The organism is Coprothermobacter sp., from assembly GCA_013824685.1.
In the GTDB taxonomy this organism is placed as follows: domain Bacteria; phylum Caldisericota; class Caldisericia; order Cryosericales; family Cryosericaceae; genus Cryosericum.
In genome coordinates this window covers 71,337-85,064 of the sequence record PNOG01000008.1, presented here as the reverse complement: position 1 = coordinate 85,064, position 13,728 = coordinate 71,337, and the positions used below count along the sequence as shown (strand labels likewise).

Sequence of the window (13,728 nt, the reverse complement as noted above, 5' to 3'; positions counted from 1 at the left end):
GTAGATATCGAGAGACTCTTGCGGTATGTCTAGTGTCCCTTCCCTGCGATCATCTCCAGGGCATGCGGTAGCAGCGGGATGAGGACGTCCATACCATCCTGGACGGCCTTGAGGCTGCCAGGGAGGTTGATGATGAGCGTCGCGCCCCGGAGGCCGGCCTCGGCCCGGGACAGGCAGGCGGTCGGGACGCCCTTGTTGAGGCCGTAGAGACGAATGGCTTCACTGATGCCAGGTGCGCGGCGGTCGACGACGGACAGGGTTGCCTCGGGGGTGACGTCGCGGGGTGAGAATCCCGTGCCGCCCGTGGTGATGATGGCGTCGACGTGATGATCGGTCGCCCACTTCTCGAGGATCTCAGCGATCTCCATCTGTTCGTCTGGAACGATGGTCATCTCCTCGATCGTCCAGCCTGCACCCTGTAGGCGTCCGGCGATGAACGGGCCACTCTCGTCGACGCGGGTCCCTGCGGCGCAACTGTCGCTAATGGTCAGAACTGCTGCTTTCATGGGGTTCCTCCTTTGCTGATGATGGTGATAGTGTCGCCGGCCTGAACTGTGCCGGGCGTGATGACGTGGGCGAAGATGCCCTCGCGGGGCATGACGCAGTCGCCGACCAGCTTGCGGATCTCACAGCCCAGGTGGCATTCCTTGCCGATCTGGGTGACCTCCACCGTAACAGCGGTGCCGATCTGAAGACGTGTCCCGACCGGCAGAGTCAGCAGGTCCAGACCTTGCGTTGTGATGTTCTCGGCGAAGTCGCCGGGCTGCAGCACCAAGCCGTGGTCCTGCATCTTGTCGATGCTCTCCTGCGCCAGCAGACTAAGTTGACGGTGCCAGTCGCCTGCGTGGGCGTCGCCCTGCATGCCCAGCATGGTGATGGTGACAGGACCCTGCAGGGGGTGTTTGCGCGTGCCCTTCTGTTCGGAGATGTTGACCGAGACCACGACGGGATGGTTCATGCACCCTCCCACAGCCCCGACTGACCGCCGCTCTTGCGGACGAGGCGCAGGTCGGTGATGCGGATGCCCCGTTCGACCGCCTTGCACATGTCGTAGACGGTGAGTGCGGCGGTGGATGCGGCGACCAGGGCTTCCATCTCGACGCCGGTCTCGGCCTTGGTACGGGCGGTCGCTTCGATGTCGATGGCATGATCAGGCTCGTTGAGTGTCAGCGTCACGCCGACGAATGTCATGGTGATTTGGTGGCACAGCGGGATCAACTCCCACGTGCGCTTGGCGGCCTGGATGCCCGCGACCTGCGCGACGGTCAGGACGTCGCCTTTCTTGAGGTTGCCCGCCTTGACCAGCTCGAAGGTCGCGGGCGCCAGCAGGACGCGGCAGCGGGCGACGGCCTCCCGGGCTGTCTCCAACTTGCCGCCGACGTCTATCATGCGCGCGTTGCCCTTGTCGTCCAGATGTGTCAGTTCATTGCTTCCCATGCTATCCTCCTATGCTTCCCATGGCGCGGCCGTAGTTGCGGGCCGTCTCCGGCATACACTCGGGTTTCTGCTGCATCGCTCGCACAAGCAGTGCGCGCAGCGCCTCCTCGTTGACGACGGGGCGTAGGGCGGGCCGGATGTCGATCTCGTCCTCTCCAAACAGGCATAGCCGCAGGTGACCGTCGGCGAGCAGCCGCAGACGGTTGCAGGTGGGGCAGAAATGCTCCGTGACCGGCGCGATGACGGCCACCGTTCCGGGTGCGCCGGGGATGCGACTGTACTCCTGTGCAGGACCGTTACCGTCAGGCTTGTCGGCTGGCTCCAGACGAGCTAGATCTTCCAGCTTGCGTCGCAGTTCGGCGGCGGGTACCAGGTAGTGGTCCTCGCCCAGCGGGCCGATGGGCATGTACTCGATGAATCGGACCTCGATGGGCAGGCGCCTGGTGAGGTCGAGGTACGGCGCCAGGTCGTCGTTGACGCCACGCAGGATCACGACGTTGAGCTTGATGGGGCTGAATCCTGTGTCTACGGCTGCTTTGAGGCCGGCGAGGGCGGTGTCCAGTGAGCCGACACGCGTAAGGTGGGGGTAGACAGTGGGGTCCAGCGAGGGCAGGCCAATATTGACGCGTTTCAGGCCGGCCGCTTTGAGGTCAGCGGCAAACTGAGGCAGCAGGATACCATTGGTGGTAAGCGAGAGGTCCTGCAGGCCGGGGACGGCGAGCAACATGTGCACGAGATTTAGAATGCCGAGGCGGCACAGCGGGTCGCCGCCGGTGAGACGCACCTTGACGATGCCCTCAGAGACAGCGACGCGCATGAAGGCGACGATCTCCTCGAAGCGCAGGATATCCTCGTGCTTCAGCATGGGCACACCCTCTTCCGGCATGCAGTAGCGGCACCGCAGATTGCAGCGGTCGGTGACGGAGATGCGGATGTAGTCGATGGTACGTCCGAAGCGGTCCTGCATCAGTGGTCCTCGGGCAAGTCGGTGAGCTGAACATGAATGGTCTGGCCGGCTTCGACGACAGGTGTATCCTCGGGGATGATGGCGATGCCGGTGGCAAGCGCCATGGACGTGAGGATGCCGGACCCCTGGGGACCGGTCAGGGTGGCGTGGAGGACTCCGTCGCGGTCCTGCGGGCGGACCCGCACGAAATGGGTACGTCCCGCGTCGGCGCCCTTTGCGTACCGTTCGTCGAGAACGGCCGTGCGGACAGGGCGGTGGAGCAGGACATGGCCCATCATGCGGCGTACCAGGGGGCGCACGTATTCCTCCGTGCAGACCATGCAGGATACGGGGTTGCCGGGCAGCCCTACAATACGCCTGGAGCCCAGGGTCCAGAAGGCCATCGGCTTGCCGGGCTTCTGTTTGACGCGCCAGAAGACCAGTTCTGCACCCATCTCCTGCAGGACTTCCTTCACGAAATCGTAGGCGCCGACTGAGATGCCGCCGTTGGTAAGCACGATGTCAGCCTGTTCGAGTGCCTGTTCGAGCGCAGACCTCACGGCCGCACGGGTGTCGGGCACGCGGGCGAAGACGACTGGTTCTGCACCCATTGCGGCGACTTGCGCGCGCAGCGAGTGGGCGTTGGCGTCGCGGATCTGTCCCGGTCCGGGCGTCTCGGCGGCATCGACCAGCTCGCTACCAGTGGTCAGGATGGCAACGCGGGCGCGTGGGTGAACCATGACCGTGGCATGGCCGGCTGCAGCGCACACGCCGACTTCGCCCGGACGAAGGACTGTCCCGGCTGTGAGGACGATGCCGCCGTCTTTCATGTCTTCGCCCGCCTTGCGCACATTGACGCCGTTCTTGAGCGCCAGGAGAATGAGCACGTCATCACCCTCTGCGCGGGTCACCTCGACGTGGACGACGGTGTCGGCGCCTGTGGGGAGGGGCGCGCCTGTCATGATACGGATGGCGGTGCCGGGGCGGACCGGCTGCGTCGCAACACTGCCGGCAGGGACGTCTTCCAGGATGTGCAGGCGGACAGGCGTGGCTTCGGATGCCTGCTGAATGTCGGCGGCGAGGACGGCGAACCCGTCCATGGCGGAGTTGGCGAAGGGAGGCACGTTCCCGTGTGCGATCACATCCTCTGCAAGCACCAGTCCCGCAGCCTCGTCGAGCGGCATGGTGACCGGTGTCAGCGGCGTTGCGTGGTCCAATATCGCCTTCAGCGCTTCCTTGATGTCCAGCATGATTCCTCCGTGGCAGATGTTACAACAATGAGGGCTGTCCCCTGTTACACAAGCAGTTCGCCCGCAACGAAGCGGCGGGTCCGGTCGTCGCGTGGATGACTGAAGAAGTCGTCGCGCAGCGCCTGTTCAATGATACGTCCCTCGTGCAGGAACGCTACCTGGTCGGCAACACGACGCGCTTCAAAGATGTCCTGCGTTACGATGACGGCCGTCATGCCCAAGTCGTCCCTCATGTGCAGCAGCAGGTCTTCGAGCAGCTTTGTGCCGTAGGGGTCCAGGCTGGCAGACGGCTCGTCGAGGAAGAGCAGGCGTGGCTGCAGGGCGAGGGCGCGTGCCACCGACAGGCGTGCTGCTTCGCCGCCGGAGAGCGACGATGCATGCTGGCGGGCTCGCTCTGCAATGCCGGCGTCGCGCAGAGCGGACATCGAGCGTTCTTCTGCCTCGGCTCGACTCATACCGCGCAGCTGCAGCCCGTACGTCACGTTGCTGAGGACCGAGCCGCTGAAGACCGCCGGGTGTTGAAACGCGAGTAGCATCTGGCGTCGCAGGGGCAGGTAGCGCTGGTCCTGAGCTGGACTCCTGGTCGAGGAGCCGTATGTGACGGTCGACACACCAAGGACAATGCCGTCGTAGGCGATGGTACCTTCGTCGGCAGGTTCCAGCAACCCCAGGATGCGCAGGAGGGTCGTCTTGCCGGCGCCGTTCGTGCCGAGGATGACGGTGATGCTGCCGGCGGGAACGCTGAGGTCGATACTCCGCAGGATCTCCCTGGCACCGAAGTGCTTGCGCACGCCTCGCGCTGTGATGAGGTCAGTCGAGGTGGCGGACATTGCCGGCCTCCGATGTTCCCTCGCCCAGGTGGGACAGGACGATGTTGACGAGAAAGGAGACGAGGAGCAGGATGATGCCAAGCGCGATGGCGCGATCGAAGCTCCCCTGACGGGTCTCGAGGACGAGTGCCGTGGTAAGCGTACGGGTTGCCCCTTGGATGTTGCCGCCCACCAGCATGGCTGCCCCGACCTCGCTGATGGCGTTGCCAAACGCCGTGATGACGGCGCCTAGGATAGCCAGGCGTGCCTCGCGCACCAGCGCGATGGACGCCTGTGGGCGTGTGGCTCCAAGCGTGAGCGCGAGGTCGAAGACGCCCTTGTCGGCACCGCGCAGTCCAAGGACTGACAGGCCCACGATGACCGGGAGAGCCAGCGCGATCTGAGCGACCACCATCGCTGTCGGGGTGTAAAGCAGTTCCAGCGGCCCGAGGGGGCCGCTGCGGGAGAACAGGAGGTACACCAGGAGGCCCGCCACCACCGGCGGGAACCCCATCAGGGTGTAGACGACGTTCATGACGCCCTGCTTGCCCCGGAAGTGGGCGAATGCGAGCAGGATGCCGAGAGGGAACCCTGCCAGTGCTGACCAGAACAGGGCGCTCATGGTGACGCGGAGGGACGTCCCCAGGGCCTCGTACGTTCCGGGGTCCAGGGAGAGGATGAGCCGAACGGCCTGCGCGAAGCCCCGGCCGATATCACCCATCGCTGTCCCTCCGCGTCGTCTGCATGCTACTTGTGGATCTCGAGCCGGTACACGTACTTGAGGCTGTTTACCAGGAACGCGCCCTTCGTCGTCATGAGCGCCATGAAGCCGTCGTCGGTCGAGAGTGTTGCACCGTTCTTCAGGTAGGCGACGGTGATCCTGGTACCGGTGCGTGCGTTGTAGATGTCGTCATAGTCCAGTGTCACGCGGCTGCCGTCGGTGGCCGTGGCGACGACCGTCAGGCGCCTGGCGGCCGCAAGATCAGGCGAGATGACCTTCAGGATGTCGATGAGCTGGACACCGCCATAGAGAACCGGCGTGAGCGACTGGTTGTTCTGTGGGTAGATCTTGACCGTCGTGACGGGGAACTTGCGGACGTCGTTCAGGTGGTAGATGACCGCCTTGCCGCTGGGGAGCACGATGTCGAGGCTGCGCGTAGCCTTCCACTCAGTGGAGTCCGGGAAGAAGAGGGTCTGTCCGTATTGCTCGATGCCGAAGCTCTTGATAAGTTCCTGACCGGGCAGGCCGGTCATGAAGTCAGCGAATCGAACGGCGAGGTCCACCTTGACCTGTGGGTACTTGGCGGGGTTGACGGGCATGAGGCCGTAGGGATTGAGTAGTCCCTGGGACCCCTGGACGAGGATCGGCAGCTGGATCTTGCCGCCGTTCTGATACGCAAGGTAGGTGGCTCGGTCGGTCAACGTGTACGCCTGCTTCTGGTCGGCCATCATGAGGACTTCACCCATGCCCTGTCCGGCGCTGAGATACCAGGACTTGCCCGCAGGCGTGATGCCCGCTGCCTTCCAGATGTCGAGCTCCTTGGTGTTGGTACCAGATTTGTCGCCGCGGCTGATGAAGGTCGAGCTGGAAGCGGCGAGCTTCTTGAAGGCCGCGGTGGCGTCGGTCATGCCGTTGATCTTCGCAGGGTCACTTGCCGGTCCCACGATAATGAAGTCGTTGTACATGACGTCCTTGCGGAAGAGGCCGAAGCCGTCGGCCATGAACAGGTCTTCCTGGGCGCGCGCGTGCACGAGCAGGACGTCTGCATCGCCCTTGCGCCCAGTGGTGATGGCCTGACCGGTGCCAACGGAGATGATCTTGACCTTCACGTGGTTGGACTTCTCGAAGAGGGGAACGAGGAAGGTCAGGAGTCCGGAATCGAAGGTGGAGGTCGTCGTGGCGAGCACCATCGACTGTGTTGTGGGTTCCTTGTAGTCGAGGATGACAGGGAAGTAGGCAGCAGTCTGAGCACGCGTGATAGCAGTGGTCGGCTTGGCCACGTCGGTGACCATGCCCTCCTGCACACACGCGGCCGTGGCTGTCCGGGCCCATTGAGAAAGGTCCTCCGAGCCCGCGACCTTATCCAGGACCGTGTGCGTCGCCATGCCACGTGTCTCGAAGCCCATGCGACGTGCGACGATGACCATCGATTCCTCACGGGTGATGTTGGCCGTGGGGTGGAAGGTCCCGTCCGGGTACCCGGAGACCCAACTCTTGGCCACGGCAGCGTAGACCAGAGGAGCAGCCCAGTTGCCTGTGGGCAGGTCCTTGAGCGTTGTGGTGGGCGACTGCACGGGGTCGAGCCCTGCGGAGCGCGCAAGGGCCACGATGAACTCGGCACGGGTGACCGGAGCATTGGGACGGAACGTCCCGTCCGGGTAGCCCTTCATGAAGCCTTTGGCGACGACCTGCTCGATGACGGCTTGGTCGGGACGTCCGATGATGTCGGAGAGTGACGCGGCGTGCGCTGGACGGACGGACGCCATAGACAGGAATGCGAGCATGAGCACCACCGCACAGATACGGCGGACCAGCAGACGTGACAGACCTCGGTTCATTGTTTCTCCTTTCCACAATGGGAGGCACGGCCGTTTCCCGCCGTACCCTGCCGGCTGTACGCCATGGCTTGCGCCGAAGGTCGGACAGCTCGAAGAATTGTTCTCTGCGGTGGTGCTGCAGAGAATAGTAGTATAGACTTCTGCACCAGTATGGCAAGAAATCGAGGGGAACTCCTTCCTCCACTCCGCCCGTACGAGAGTCTTTCTCCTCTGTCTGTCATTCCCGCGTATGCGGGAATCCATCCTTGTCACGCGCTGTGATCCCTGCTCTTGCGGGGAAGACAGGAACTGTGAGTTTCTGTCTTCATTGACCTTGAGGCGGTTTGGCGGTATACCCAACACATCTGCCTCTGCGCGGGTTGAGCATGCGGCCCGCCGGCGGCGCAGGAGGAAAACAATGACGAGGCGACTGCAATGGTGTCTGAGAATCGTGGTAGCGGTGGCTCTGCTCCTGGGGTGCGCGCTGCCAGGGAAGCCCGCGCGGGGCGCATTGAATCTGCCCACGATCGACGTTGCCTTTCTGGCCCGTGTCGGGTCGTCGCCATCGTTACAGGACGTCATCGTCCGCATGCAGGGTCTTCCGCTGGTCGGCAGAGTCCAGGACGCAGAGGTGAAAGGGTGGCTGGACACCGTGGCCGCGCACGCATCGGAGGCAGCGATCTCGCAGGAGCAAATTACGTTTCTGGCGTCGCTGACGGCACAGGGTGTCGGGTATACAGTCAAGCAGCGGCTGAGCGTGACGTTCAACGGTCTTGCACTGAGCGTTGCGGGGTGTGACCTCGCGGCGGTTGTGGGGACGAGCCACGTTTCATTTGTCTATGAATCTCGACGGGCTCAGGTCCTGGACGATGACACAAATGCCGCCATCGGAGTGGATCAGGCATTGTGGGACCGTACCTCGGCGGGCGGGAAGAAACTCGACGGAACCGGCGCGACCATCGGCATCATCGACACCGGTATCGACTATATGCATCCGGACCTTGGCGGAGCCAGGTTCCCCAACGCGAAGGTTGTAGGAGGATACGACTTCGCCGACGGCGACGGCAACCCCATGGACAACCAGGGTCACGGCACACACGTCGCGGGCATTGCCGCCGCGGACGGCAAGGTGCAGGGCGTCGCGCCAAAGGCGAAGCTCTATGCTTACAAGGTGTTCAGCGACCAGGGAGGAGGGGCTGCCGATGGGGACATCATCGCTGCACTTGACCGCTCTGTGCGTGACCGCTGCACGGTCGTCAACCTGTCCCTGGGCATGTCCGGAGGGACCGCCGATACGCCCGAGAACGAGGCCATCAACAACGCGGTCAAGGCGGGTGTCGTAGTGGTCGCAGCGACAGGCAACTCCGGCCCGCGCAATCCTGAGACCAACTGGCCCCTGGGTTCGCCGGCGACGGCGCTCAACGCCATCGCGGTAGCCGCCTCCAACGACGGCCCCTATCCAGTCGTGGAGGTTGTGACGCCGACCGGAACGGGGCTGGACAATATCATGGGTGGCTATGCCGACATCGCCCCGGAGTTCAAGGAAGGTTCTACGTACAGCATCGTGGATGCCGGGTACGGGTCGAAGGCAGATTTCGCTGCCGTGAACGTCAAGGGCAAGGTCGCGCTTGTCGAGCGGGGTCCCATCGGGACAGGCGGGATCTACTTCCGTGACAAGGTCCTTAATGCACAGGCAGCCGGAGCAGCCGGCGTCATCATCTATAATCACAGCCCTGGTGTCCTGGGGATGACGCTCAGGGTAGCGGCCGGCGACGAGAGCAAGGACTATGTGCCCTGCATCGGCATCACGCAGGATGCAGGACTAGACCTGAAGATGCTGACAATGAGAGGGCTGGTAGTCCGGTTTGGAACGCGGAGCAACCTGGGGACGCTTGCAGACTTCAGCTCGATGGGCCCCACTGAGGATTTTCACTTCAAGCCGGAGGTGTCTGCTCCTGGCGTCACTGTGAATTCGACGTTTCCAAGTGGCGAGTATGCCAAGCTGGACGGCACGTCGATGGCTTCGCCAGGGGTGGCCGGAGCCGTCGCGCTGATTAAGGCTGCTCGTCCCGACTGGACGCCGGAGACGGTCAAACTGGCGCTGATGAACACGTCGGATGTCCTGCGCAACTGGCAGAACGACGAGGTTATCACGTGGACACTTCAGGGAGCCGGCCGGGTCGACGTACCGGCTGCCATCGACGCCCCAGCCGTGGCTGGGATAGCCGCCTCCGACGGGAAGGCGACGTTCCAGACAGGCGCCATTCTGGTCAACGATGACAGCGTTGCCACTGCGACGACGATCAAGCTCCGCAGCCTCTCAGGCGGCAGTGTCACCTTCTCGCCTTCGTTCGGTTGGACGATGGACGCGCGTGCAGGCGTGGAGGTGACCGTCGCTCCGTCATCCATCGTCGTCGCTCCCGGCGGAACGGCACAGATTACCGTGACCACGACCGTGGACCCGGCCACTGTCGCAGACGGGCCACACGAGGGGATGATCACCCTGCAGTCGGCCAGTGGAATACTGCATGTGCCCTACATCTTCTGGCGCGCGAGCGTTGAAGTTCCTGAACAGCTGAGCGGGATGCATACGAGCACGGCAACCCTGGTGGCGCCCGGTGGTACGGTGGACGTCCGGTTTAACATTGGCTACGGTGGGGTGCGGCCTGCCGTCGAGACAGGAGACGAGCCTCAGGGTTCCAGCTTTGCCTCGCAGGTCGTGGCAACGGTCACGGGTACAGATGGCACGACAACCCTCGGGACCGTGTACCGCAGGTCGCTGTTGCTTGTGGGTGACCATGGATTTACCTGGGACGGTCGGGACGTTCACGGCAATCTCTTCCTGACCGACGGAGACTATCTTCTGAGGACGTCGGTCGTCGAGAGCAACAATGATCCGGCGAACCTGGAGATCTCCGAGGCGGCGTATCAGTCGGCGCCCATTCGTGTCACGGGCGTGGCAGGCGTTCCGGCGCTCAGCCTGAACATCGTGGGCGGGAGTCTGCGCGAGGGCGAAGACGTGACGGTCAGCCTGACCGCCGACACCACGACGAGTGTCTCAGGCATTTCGGCTGCTGTGCAGTTCGAACCCTACTACCTTTCGATGAAGTCAGTGCAGGAGGGCGACTTCCTGAACCAGGGGGGAAAGGCCCCGTCGAGTTTCGTTTCCACTGTCGACGCTTCGGGAGGCAGCATCGCGGTCGACGGGGTAACAAGGACGGGCCAGGTCCAGGGGCGCGGCAGTGTGTGTACGGTCACATTCACTGTCCTGCACAGTGGCTCCACGGAATTGTGGATTGGGAAGCCTCTGGCGACGAACGGCAGTGGAACGACAGAGACGATCGCCCGGTCGCTGGCCGTCACGCTGCGGTCGGGAGGCAACGTCTGGGACATCGACGGCAACAAGCGCGTGGACCTCGGTGACATGGTCGCTCTCGCCCGTGCGTATGGCTCGAAGGCCGGGGACAGACGGTACGACAACACGGCAGACCTCAACGGTGATGGTCGCATAGACGGTGCCGACCTGCAGATCCTGCGCCAGCACTATGGCGACGTGTACCCCTAGGAGACGGCAATGAAGAAAACGATGAGCCTGCTGTGTGTGATTGCGCTCTTTGGAGCGTTGCTGGTGCCAGGCATGGGAACGGCGGTGGGTGCCGTCGCGTTGATCGAGGTCGACACAATCGGCGTGATGCCCTCTGACTATGTCGGGACGCTAACCATCGAGAGCGTCAACACTGTCGAGAACGACTACCCGTCGGCACGTGCATTCCCATCGCAGGGCGTGGCCATCCTGCCAAATGGGGACGTCGTCGTGTGTGACACTGGGTACGGCCGCGTCCACGTTTTCTCGGCTGGCCTTGTCCACAAGCGCGTCATGGGATCGTTGGGGAGCGGGCGCGGGCAGCTGCAATACCCGGCTGACGTTGCTGTGGACAGTGTCGGCAACGTCTATATCGCTGACTTCTTTGGCAACAAGGTCGTCAAGTATGGCGCCGACGGCCTGGTTGTGATGGAGTTCGGCTCGGAAGGCAGGGGATCCGGCCAGTTCGAGGGGCCAGCCGGCATTGCCGTATTGCCGGATGGCAGCATCTGGGTCGCTGACCAGTTGAATGACCGCCTGGAGCAATTCACGGCGACAGGCACATATGTGACAGCCGTGACAGGCATCTCCCGTCCCGCCGGCATGACGTCAGCAGGCCTCTTTCCTTATGTCGTTGCCAGCGGCGACAGCGCCGTCTACCGGTTGAGCGGAACGAAGGCCGTCCGAGTCTTTGCGGCTGCAGGAGATGCGGAGAACCTCATCACGAGCGCTGCCGACCTTGCAGTTGACGCAAAGGGCAACATCTATGTCGCGGATCGTGGCACCGGCGAACTGCCGGTCCCCGCCGTCAAGGTCTTCTCCAGCAGCGGTCAATATCGGCGCAGCTTTGGGCAGTACCCGGCCGACATGACCGACATCCAGGACGGCGAAATGCTCAGTCCCGGAGGCGTCGCCGTCGCGCCTGATGACACGGTCTATGTCATGAACAGCGGGTTCTTCCGCGACGCGACCAATCCCTTCGGCAGCGGCTACCACGCGACGCTCGTCGAGTACGCCCCCGGCGGCGGCGTGGTGGCTGTCCAGGACTATGCCATCGACCTCCGGGGACGGCTCAACAATCCCCAGGACGTTGCCGTCGACAGCAAGGGTCAGCTATGGGTAACGTGCAGCTCACCCGCCGTCTCCGCCGACGGTCAGACGATCGAGTGGAACCGTGGGTATGTGGACGTCCTGGACCGCAGCGGCAACGAGCTGTTCACCGTCATGCGCGCAGGCTCCCGTTCGATGCAGCTGGTGGAGTCCGTCGCGGCAAACGGCACAGGACTGGTCTATGTCGGTGCACAGGATGCCAAGGGAGGATTCATCGCTGTCTATGATGAGGCCGGCAACTATGTCAGGACCATTGGCGCCGGCAAGGTTGACGGGCCGAGCGATCTCGAGATGGCAAGCGATGGGACACTGTGGGCCTGCAACCAGGGCGATGGGTCTGTTGTGCATCTGGCGGTCGACGGAACAGAACTGGGCCGTTTCACAACTGCCGGTATGCCCGGCGGACTGACCATCCTGCCGGGCGGAGACCTGCTCGTCTGCCTGTGGGGTGAGTCTTCTGAAGTTCAGCAGGTAGTTCGCTACAGTTCCAGCGGGGTCGTCATCCGGACATTCGGAGCAGTGAGCGGCGGTCGCGGCGACGGCCAGATGTACTATCCTCACGATGCGATGCTGCTGCCTGATGGCCTCATCCTGGTGAGTGATGCCGAGAACGGGCGCTTCATCGCGTTCCGCCAGGACGGATCGGTCGCCTGGACAACTGCCAGGTCCTGGTATCTTCCGGGCAGGATGACGTGGTCGGCGCAGGGCACCTTCTATGTGACCGACGGGTTTCATAACGTGATTCGTGAACTCAGCTATGGCCAACCAGAGGCGCCCTCGGGTGCCGCCGTGACCGTCCGGCTGGACACCGTGGAGCGTGCGGTTTCCGCTGGAACGACAACGCGCCTGCAGGTGAGACTTCGCAACTGGAGTACCCGGACAGACACGTTCGCGGTCAAGTCGACGGTCCGTGGCGGAAGCGGGTGGTCGAGTTCGGTCAGTCCCGCGTCGGTCACGGTGTTGTCTGGAGCGACAGGCACGGTGGCAGTGACCGTCCAGGTCCCGGCGGGCGCCGCGGCGGGGACAGTCGGTGCCGTGGATGTCGAGGTCCGCAGTGCGCTGGACCCGGCAAGTGTCACGACCGTCCATGCCGAAGTCGCGATCCGCACTGCTCCTCCTGTGGTTGTCGGGGGAGTCCCGGTCGAGACGTTCATGGGAGCGACGGTGCAGGTGCCGGTGGATGCACGTGATGTGGAGAGTCTCTACGGAGTGGGGTGTCGTGTCACCTATGACGACAAGGCGCTACAGTTCGTGAGTGTCGCGCAGGGAGACCTCATGGGTGCCGAAACGCTGTTCATCGAGGATCACGGCACTGCAGGCGAAGTAACCATCGCGTCGACGCTCAAGGGCGACGCCCGGCCAGTCACCGGAAACGGCAGTATCGCCGTCCTGACGTTCCGCGCGCTCGGGGCCGGAACGACACAGCTGGACATCGACGAACTTCAGTTGCTGGGTGGAGACGGGGGGAGGCAGGAACTTGCGGGCAAGGCGCGTTCCATTCCTGTGCGCGTCCTTGCAGAACAACCCCGGACGGTTCTTGTCCTTCGCATTGGCTTGCCCACCATGAATGTCGGCAGCTCCGCGGTCGTGCTGGATGCGCCGCCGGTCATCGTCGAGGGACGCACGCTGGTCCCGATCCGGGCCGTTGTCGAATCGCTTGGTGGAAGCGTTGCCTGGGATGCTGCCAGTCGGACGGTGACCATATTGCTCGAGGGGACCGAACTCACGCTCGTCATCGGGAAGTCGAGAGCATTGGTGAACGGCACATCGACTCCTGTCGACGCCACGAACCCAAAGGTCGTGCCTCTGATCCTGAACAGTCGCACGATGCTCCCTCTGCGTTTCATCGCAGAGAGTCTGGGCGCCGACGTGCAGTGGGAAAGTTCGACCCAGACCATCACTATCACATACCCCAAGCCCTGAGTTTTTCAGGGTTTTCACATCTGGCTGGGTGGCGATGCGCATGAGTCAGCCGTCTGCGTTGTTTCGGCCGGTGAACGGCGTAAACTATCATGAGAGGGTATCTCATACTCTCGACGGCATGAGGGTGATCCG

Annotated in this window: 10 protein-coding genes and 1 riboswitch; of the genes, 2 read left to right on the top strand and 8 right to left on the bottom strand. The window is 63.3% G+C overall.

From position 1 onward, the window contains the following. Nucleotides 1–29: 29 nt before the first annotated feature. From C0398_02385 to C0398_02350, 8 genes are all read right to left on the bottom strand, one after another. A complete protein-coding gene (locus C0398_02385) occupies nucleotides 30–506 on the bottom strand; it encodes a molybdenum cofactor biosynthesis protein (protein MBA4364838.1) in 477 nt (158 codons plus the stop codon). Next, entirely contained in the window at nucleotides 503–958 is a 456-nt protein-coding gene (locus C0398_02380; protein MBA4364837.1) for an MOSC domain-containing protein, read from the bottom strand. The genes C0398_02385 and C0398_02380 overlap by 4 nt, the downstream gene beginning before the upstream one ends. Further along, nucleotides 955–1,437, bottom strand: a complete 483-nt coding sequence (moaC, locus tag C0398_02375; protein ID MBA4364836.1) for a cyclic pyranopterin monophosphate synthase MoaC — start codon at nucleotides 1,435–1,437, stop codon at nucleotides 955–957. Before moaC ends, C0398_02380 begins: the two co-directional genes overlap by 4 nt. A gap of 1 nt (nucleotide 1,438) precedes the next feature. Continuing rightward, nucleotides 1,439–2,404 (bottom strand): GTP 3',8-cyclase MoaA, encoded by a 966-nt coding sequence (gene moaA / locus C0398_02370; GenBank protein MBA4364835.1) that lies wholly within the window; start codon nucleotides 2,402–2,404, stop codon nucleotides 1,439–1,441. Then, nucleotides 2,404–3,633 (bottom strand): molybdopterin molybdochelatase, encoded by a 1,230-nt coding sequence (locus tag C0398_02365; GenBank protein MBA4364834.1) that lies wholly within the window; start codon nucleotides 3,631–3,633, stop codon nucleotides 2,404–2,406. The genes moaA and C0398_02365 overlap by 1 nt, the downstream gene beginning before the upstream one ends. A gap of 44 nt (nucleotides 3,634–3,677) precedes the next feature. Continuing rightward, on the bottom strand, nucleotides 3,678–4,463 hold the full coding sequence (locus C0398_02360; protein ID MBA4364833.1) for a phosphate ABC transporter ATP-binding protein: 786 nt from the start codon (nucleotides 4,461–4,463) through the stop codon (nucleotides 3,678–3,680). Beyond that, nucleotides 4,444–5,163: a tungstate transporter permease gene (locus tag C0398_02355; protein ID MBA4364832.1), complete on the bottom strand. Its 720-nt coding sequence runs from the start codon at nucleotides 5,161–5,163 to the stop codon at nucleotides 4,444–4,446. Before C0398_02355 ends, C0398_02360 begins: the two co-directional genes overlap by 20 nt. Before the next feature lie 26 nt (nucleotides 5,164–5,189). Then, nucleotides 5,190–7,001 carry a hypothetical protein gene (locus C0398_02350; protein ID MBA4364831.1) on the bottom strand — a complete coding sequence of 604 codons (1,812 nt, stop codon included), beginning with the start codon at nucleotides 6,999–7,001 and terminating at the stop codon, nucleotides 5,190–5,192. After that, nucleotides 6,991–7,108: riboswitch (molybdenum cofactor riboswitch) on the bottom strand. Its footprint overlaps the gene before it by 11 nt. Before the next feature lie 122 nt (nucleotides 7,109–7,230). On the opposite strand from C0398_02350, the gene C0398_02345 reads away from it, so the two are divergent. Together C0398_02345 and C0398_02340 are read left to right on the top strand one after the other, a co-directional pair. Next, the gene (locus C0398_02345) at nucleotides 7,231–10,545 is read left to right on the top strand and encodes a hypothetical protein (GenBank protein MBA4364830.1); all 3,315 of its coding nucleotides are present in this window, start codon (nucleotides 7,231–7,233) and stop codon (nucleotides 10,543–10,545) included. Between the two features lie 9 nt (nucleotides 10,546–10,554). Next, nucleotides 10,555–13,596 (top strand): hypothetical protein, encoded by a 3,042-nt coding sequence (locus tag C0398_02340; protein ID MBA4364829.1) that lies wholly within the window; start codon nucleotides 10,555–10,557, stop codon nucleotides 13,594–13,596. Nucleotides 13,597–13,728 lie beyond the last annotated feature (132 nt).

Bases quoted from the DNA above. Each gene is read 5' to 3' on its own strand.
- C0398_02385 (MBA4364838.1), bottom strand. From the start codon at position 506: ATGAAAGCAGCAGTTCTGACCATTAGCGACAGTTGCGCCGCAGGGACC.
- C0398_02380 (MBA4364837.1), bottom strand. From the start codon at position 958: ATGAACCATCCCGTCGTGGTCTCGGTCAACATCTCCGAACAGAAGGGC.
- moaC (MBA4364836.1), bottom strand. From the start codon at position 1,437: ATGGGAAGCAATGAACTGACACATCTGGACGACAAGGGCAACGCGCGC.
- moaA (MBA4364835.1), bottom strand. From the start codon at position 2,404: ATGCAGGACCGCTTCGGACGTACCATCGACTACATCCGCATCTCCGTC.
- C0398_02365 (MBA4364834.1), bottom strand. From the start codon at position 3,633: ATGCTGGACATCAAGGAAGCGCTGAAGGCGATATTGGACCACGCAACG.
- C0398_02360 (MBA4364833.1), bottom strand. From the start codon at position 4,463: ATGTCCGCCACCTCGACTGACCTCATCACAGCGCGAGGCGTGCGCAAG.
- C0398_02355 (MBA4364832.1), bottom strand. From the start codon at position 5,163: ATGGGTGATATCGGCCGGGGCTTCGCGCAGGCCGTTCGGCTCATCCTC.
- C0398_02350 (MBA4364831.1), bottom strand. From the start codon at position 7,001: ATGAACCGAGGTCTGTCACGTCTGCTGGTCCGCCGTATCTGTGCGGTG.
- C0398_02345 (MBA4364830.1), top strand. From the start codon at position 7,231: ATGCGGGAATCCATCCTTGTCACGCGCTGTGATCCCTGCTCTTGCGGG.
- C0398_02340 (MBA4364829.1), top strand. From the start codon at position 10,555: ATGAAGAAAACGATGAGCCTGCTGTGTGTGATTGCGCTCTTTGGAGCG.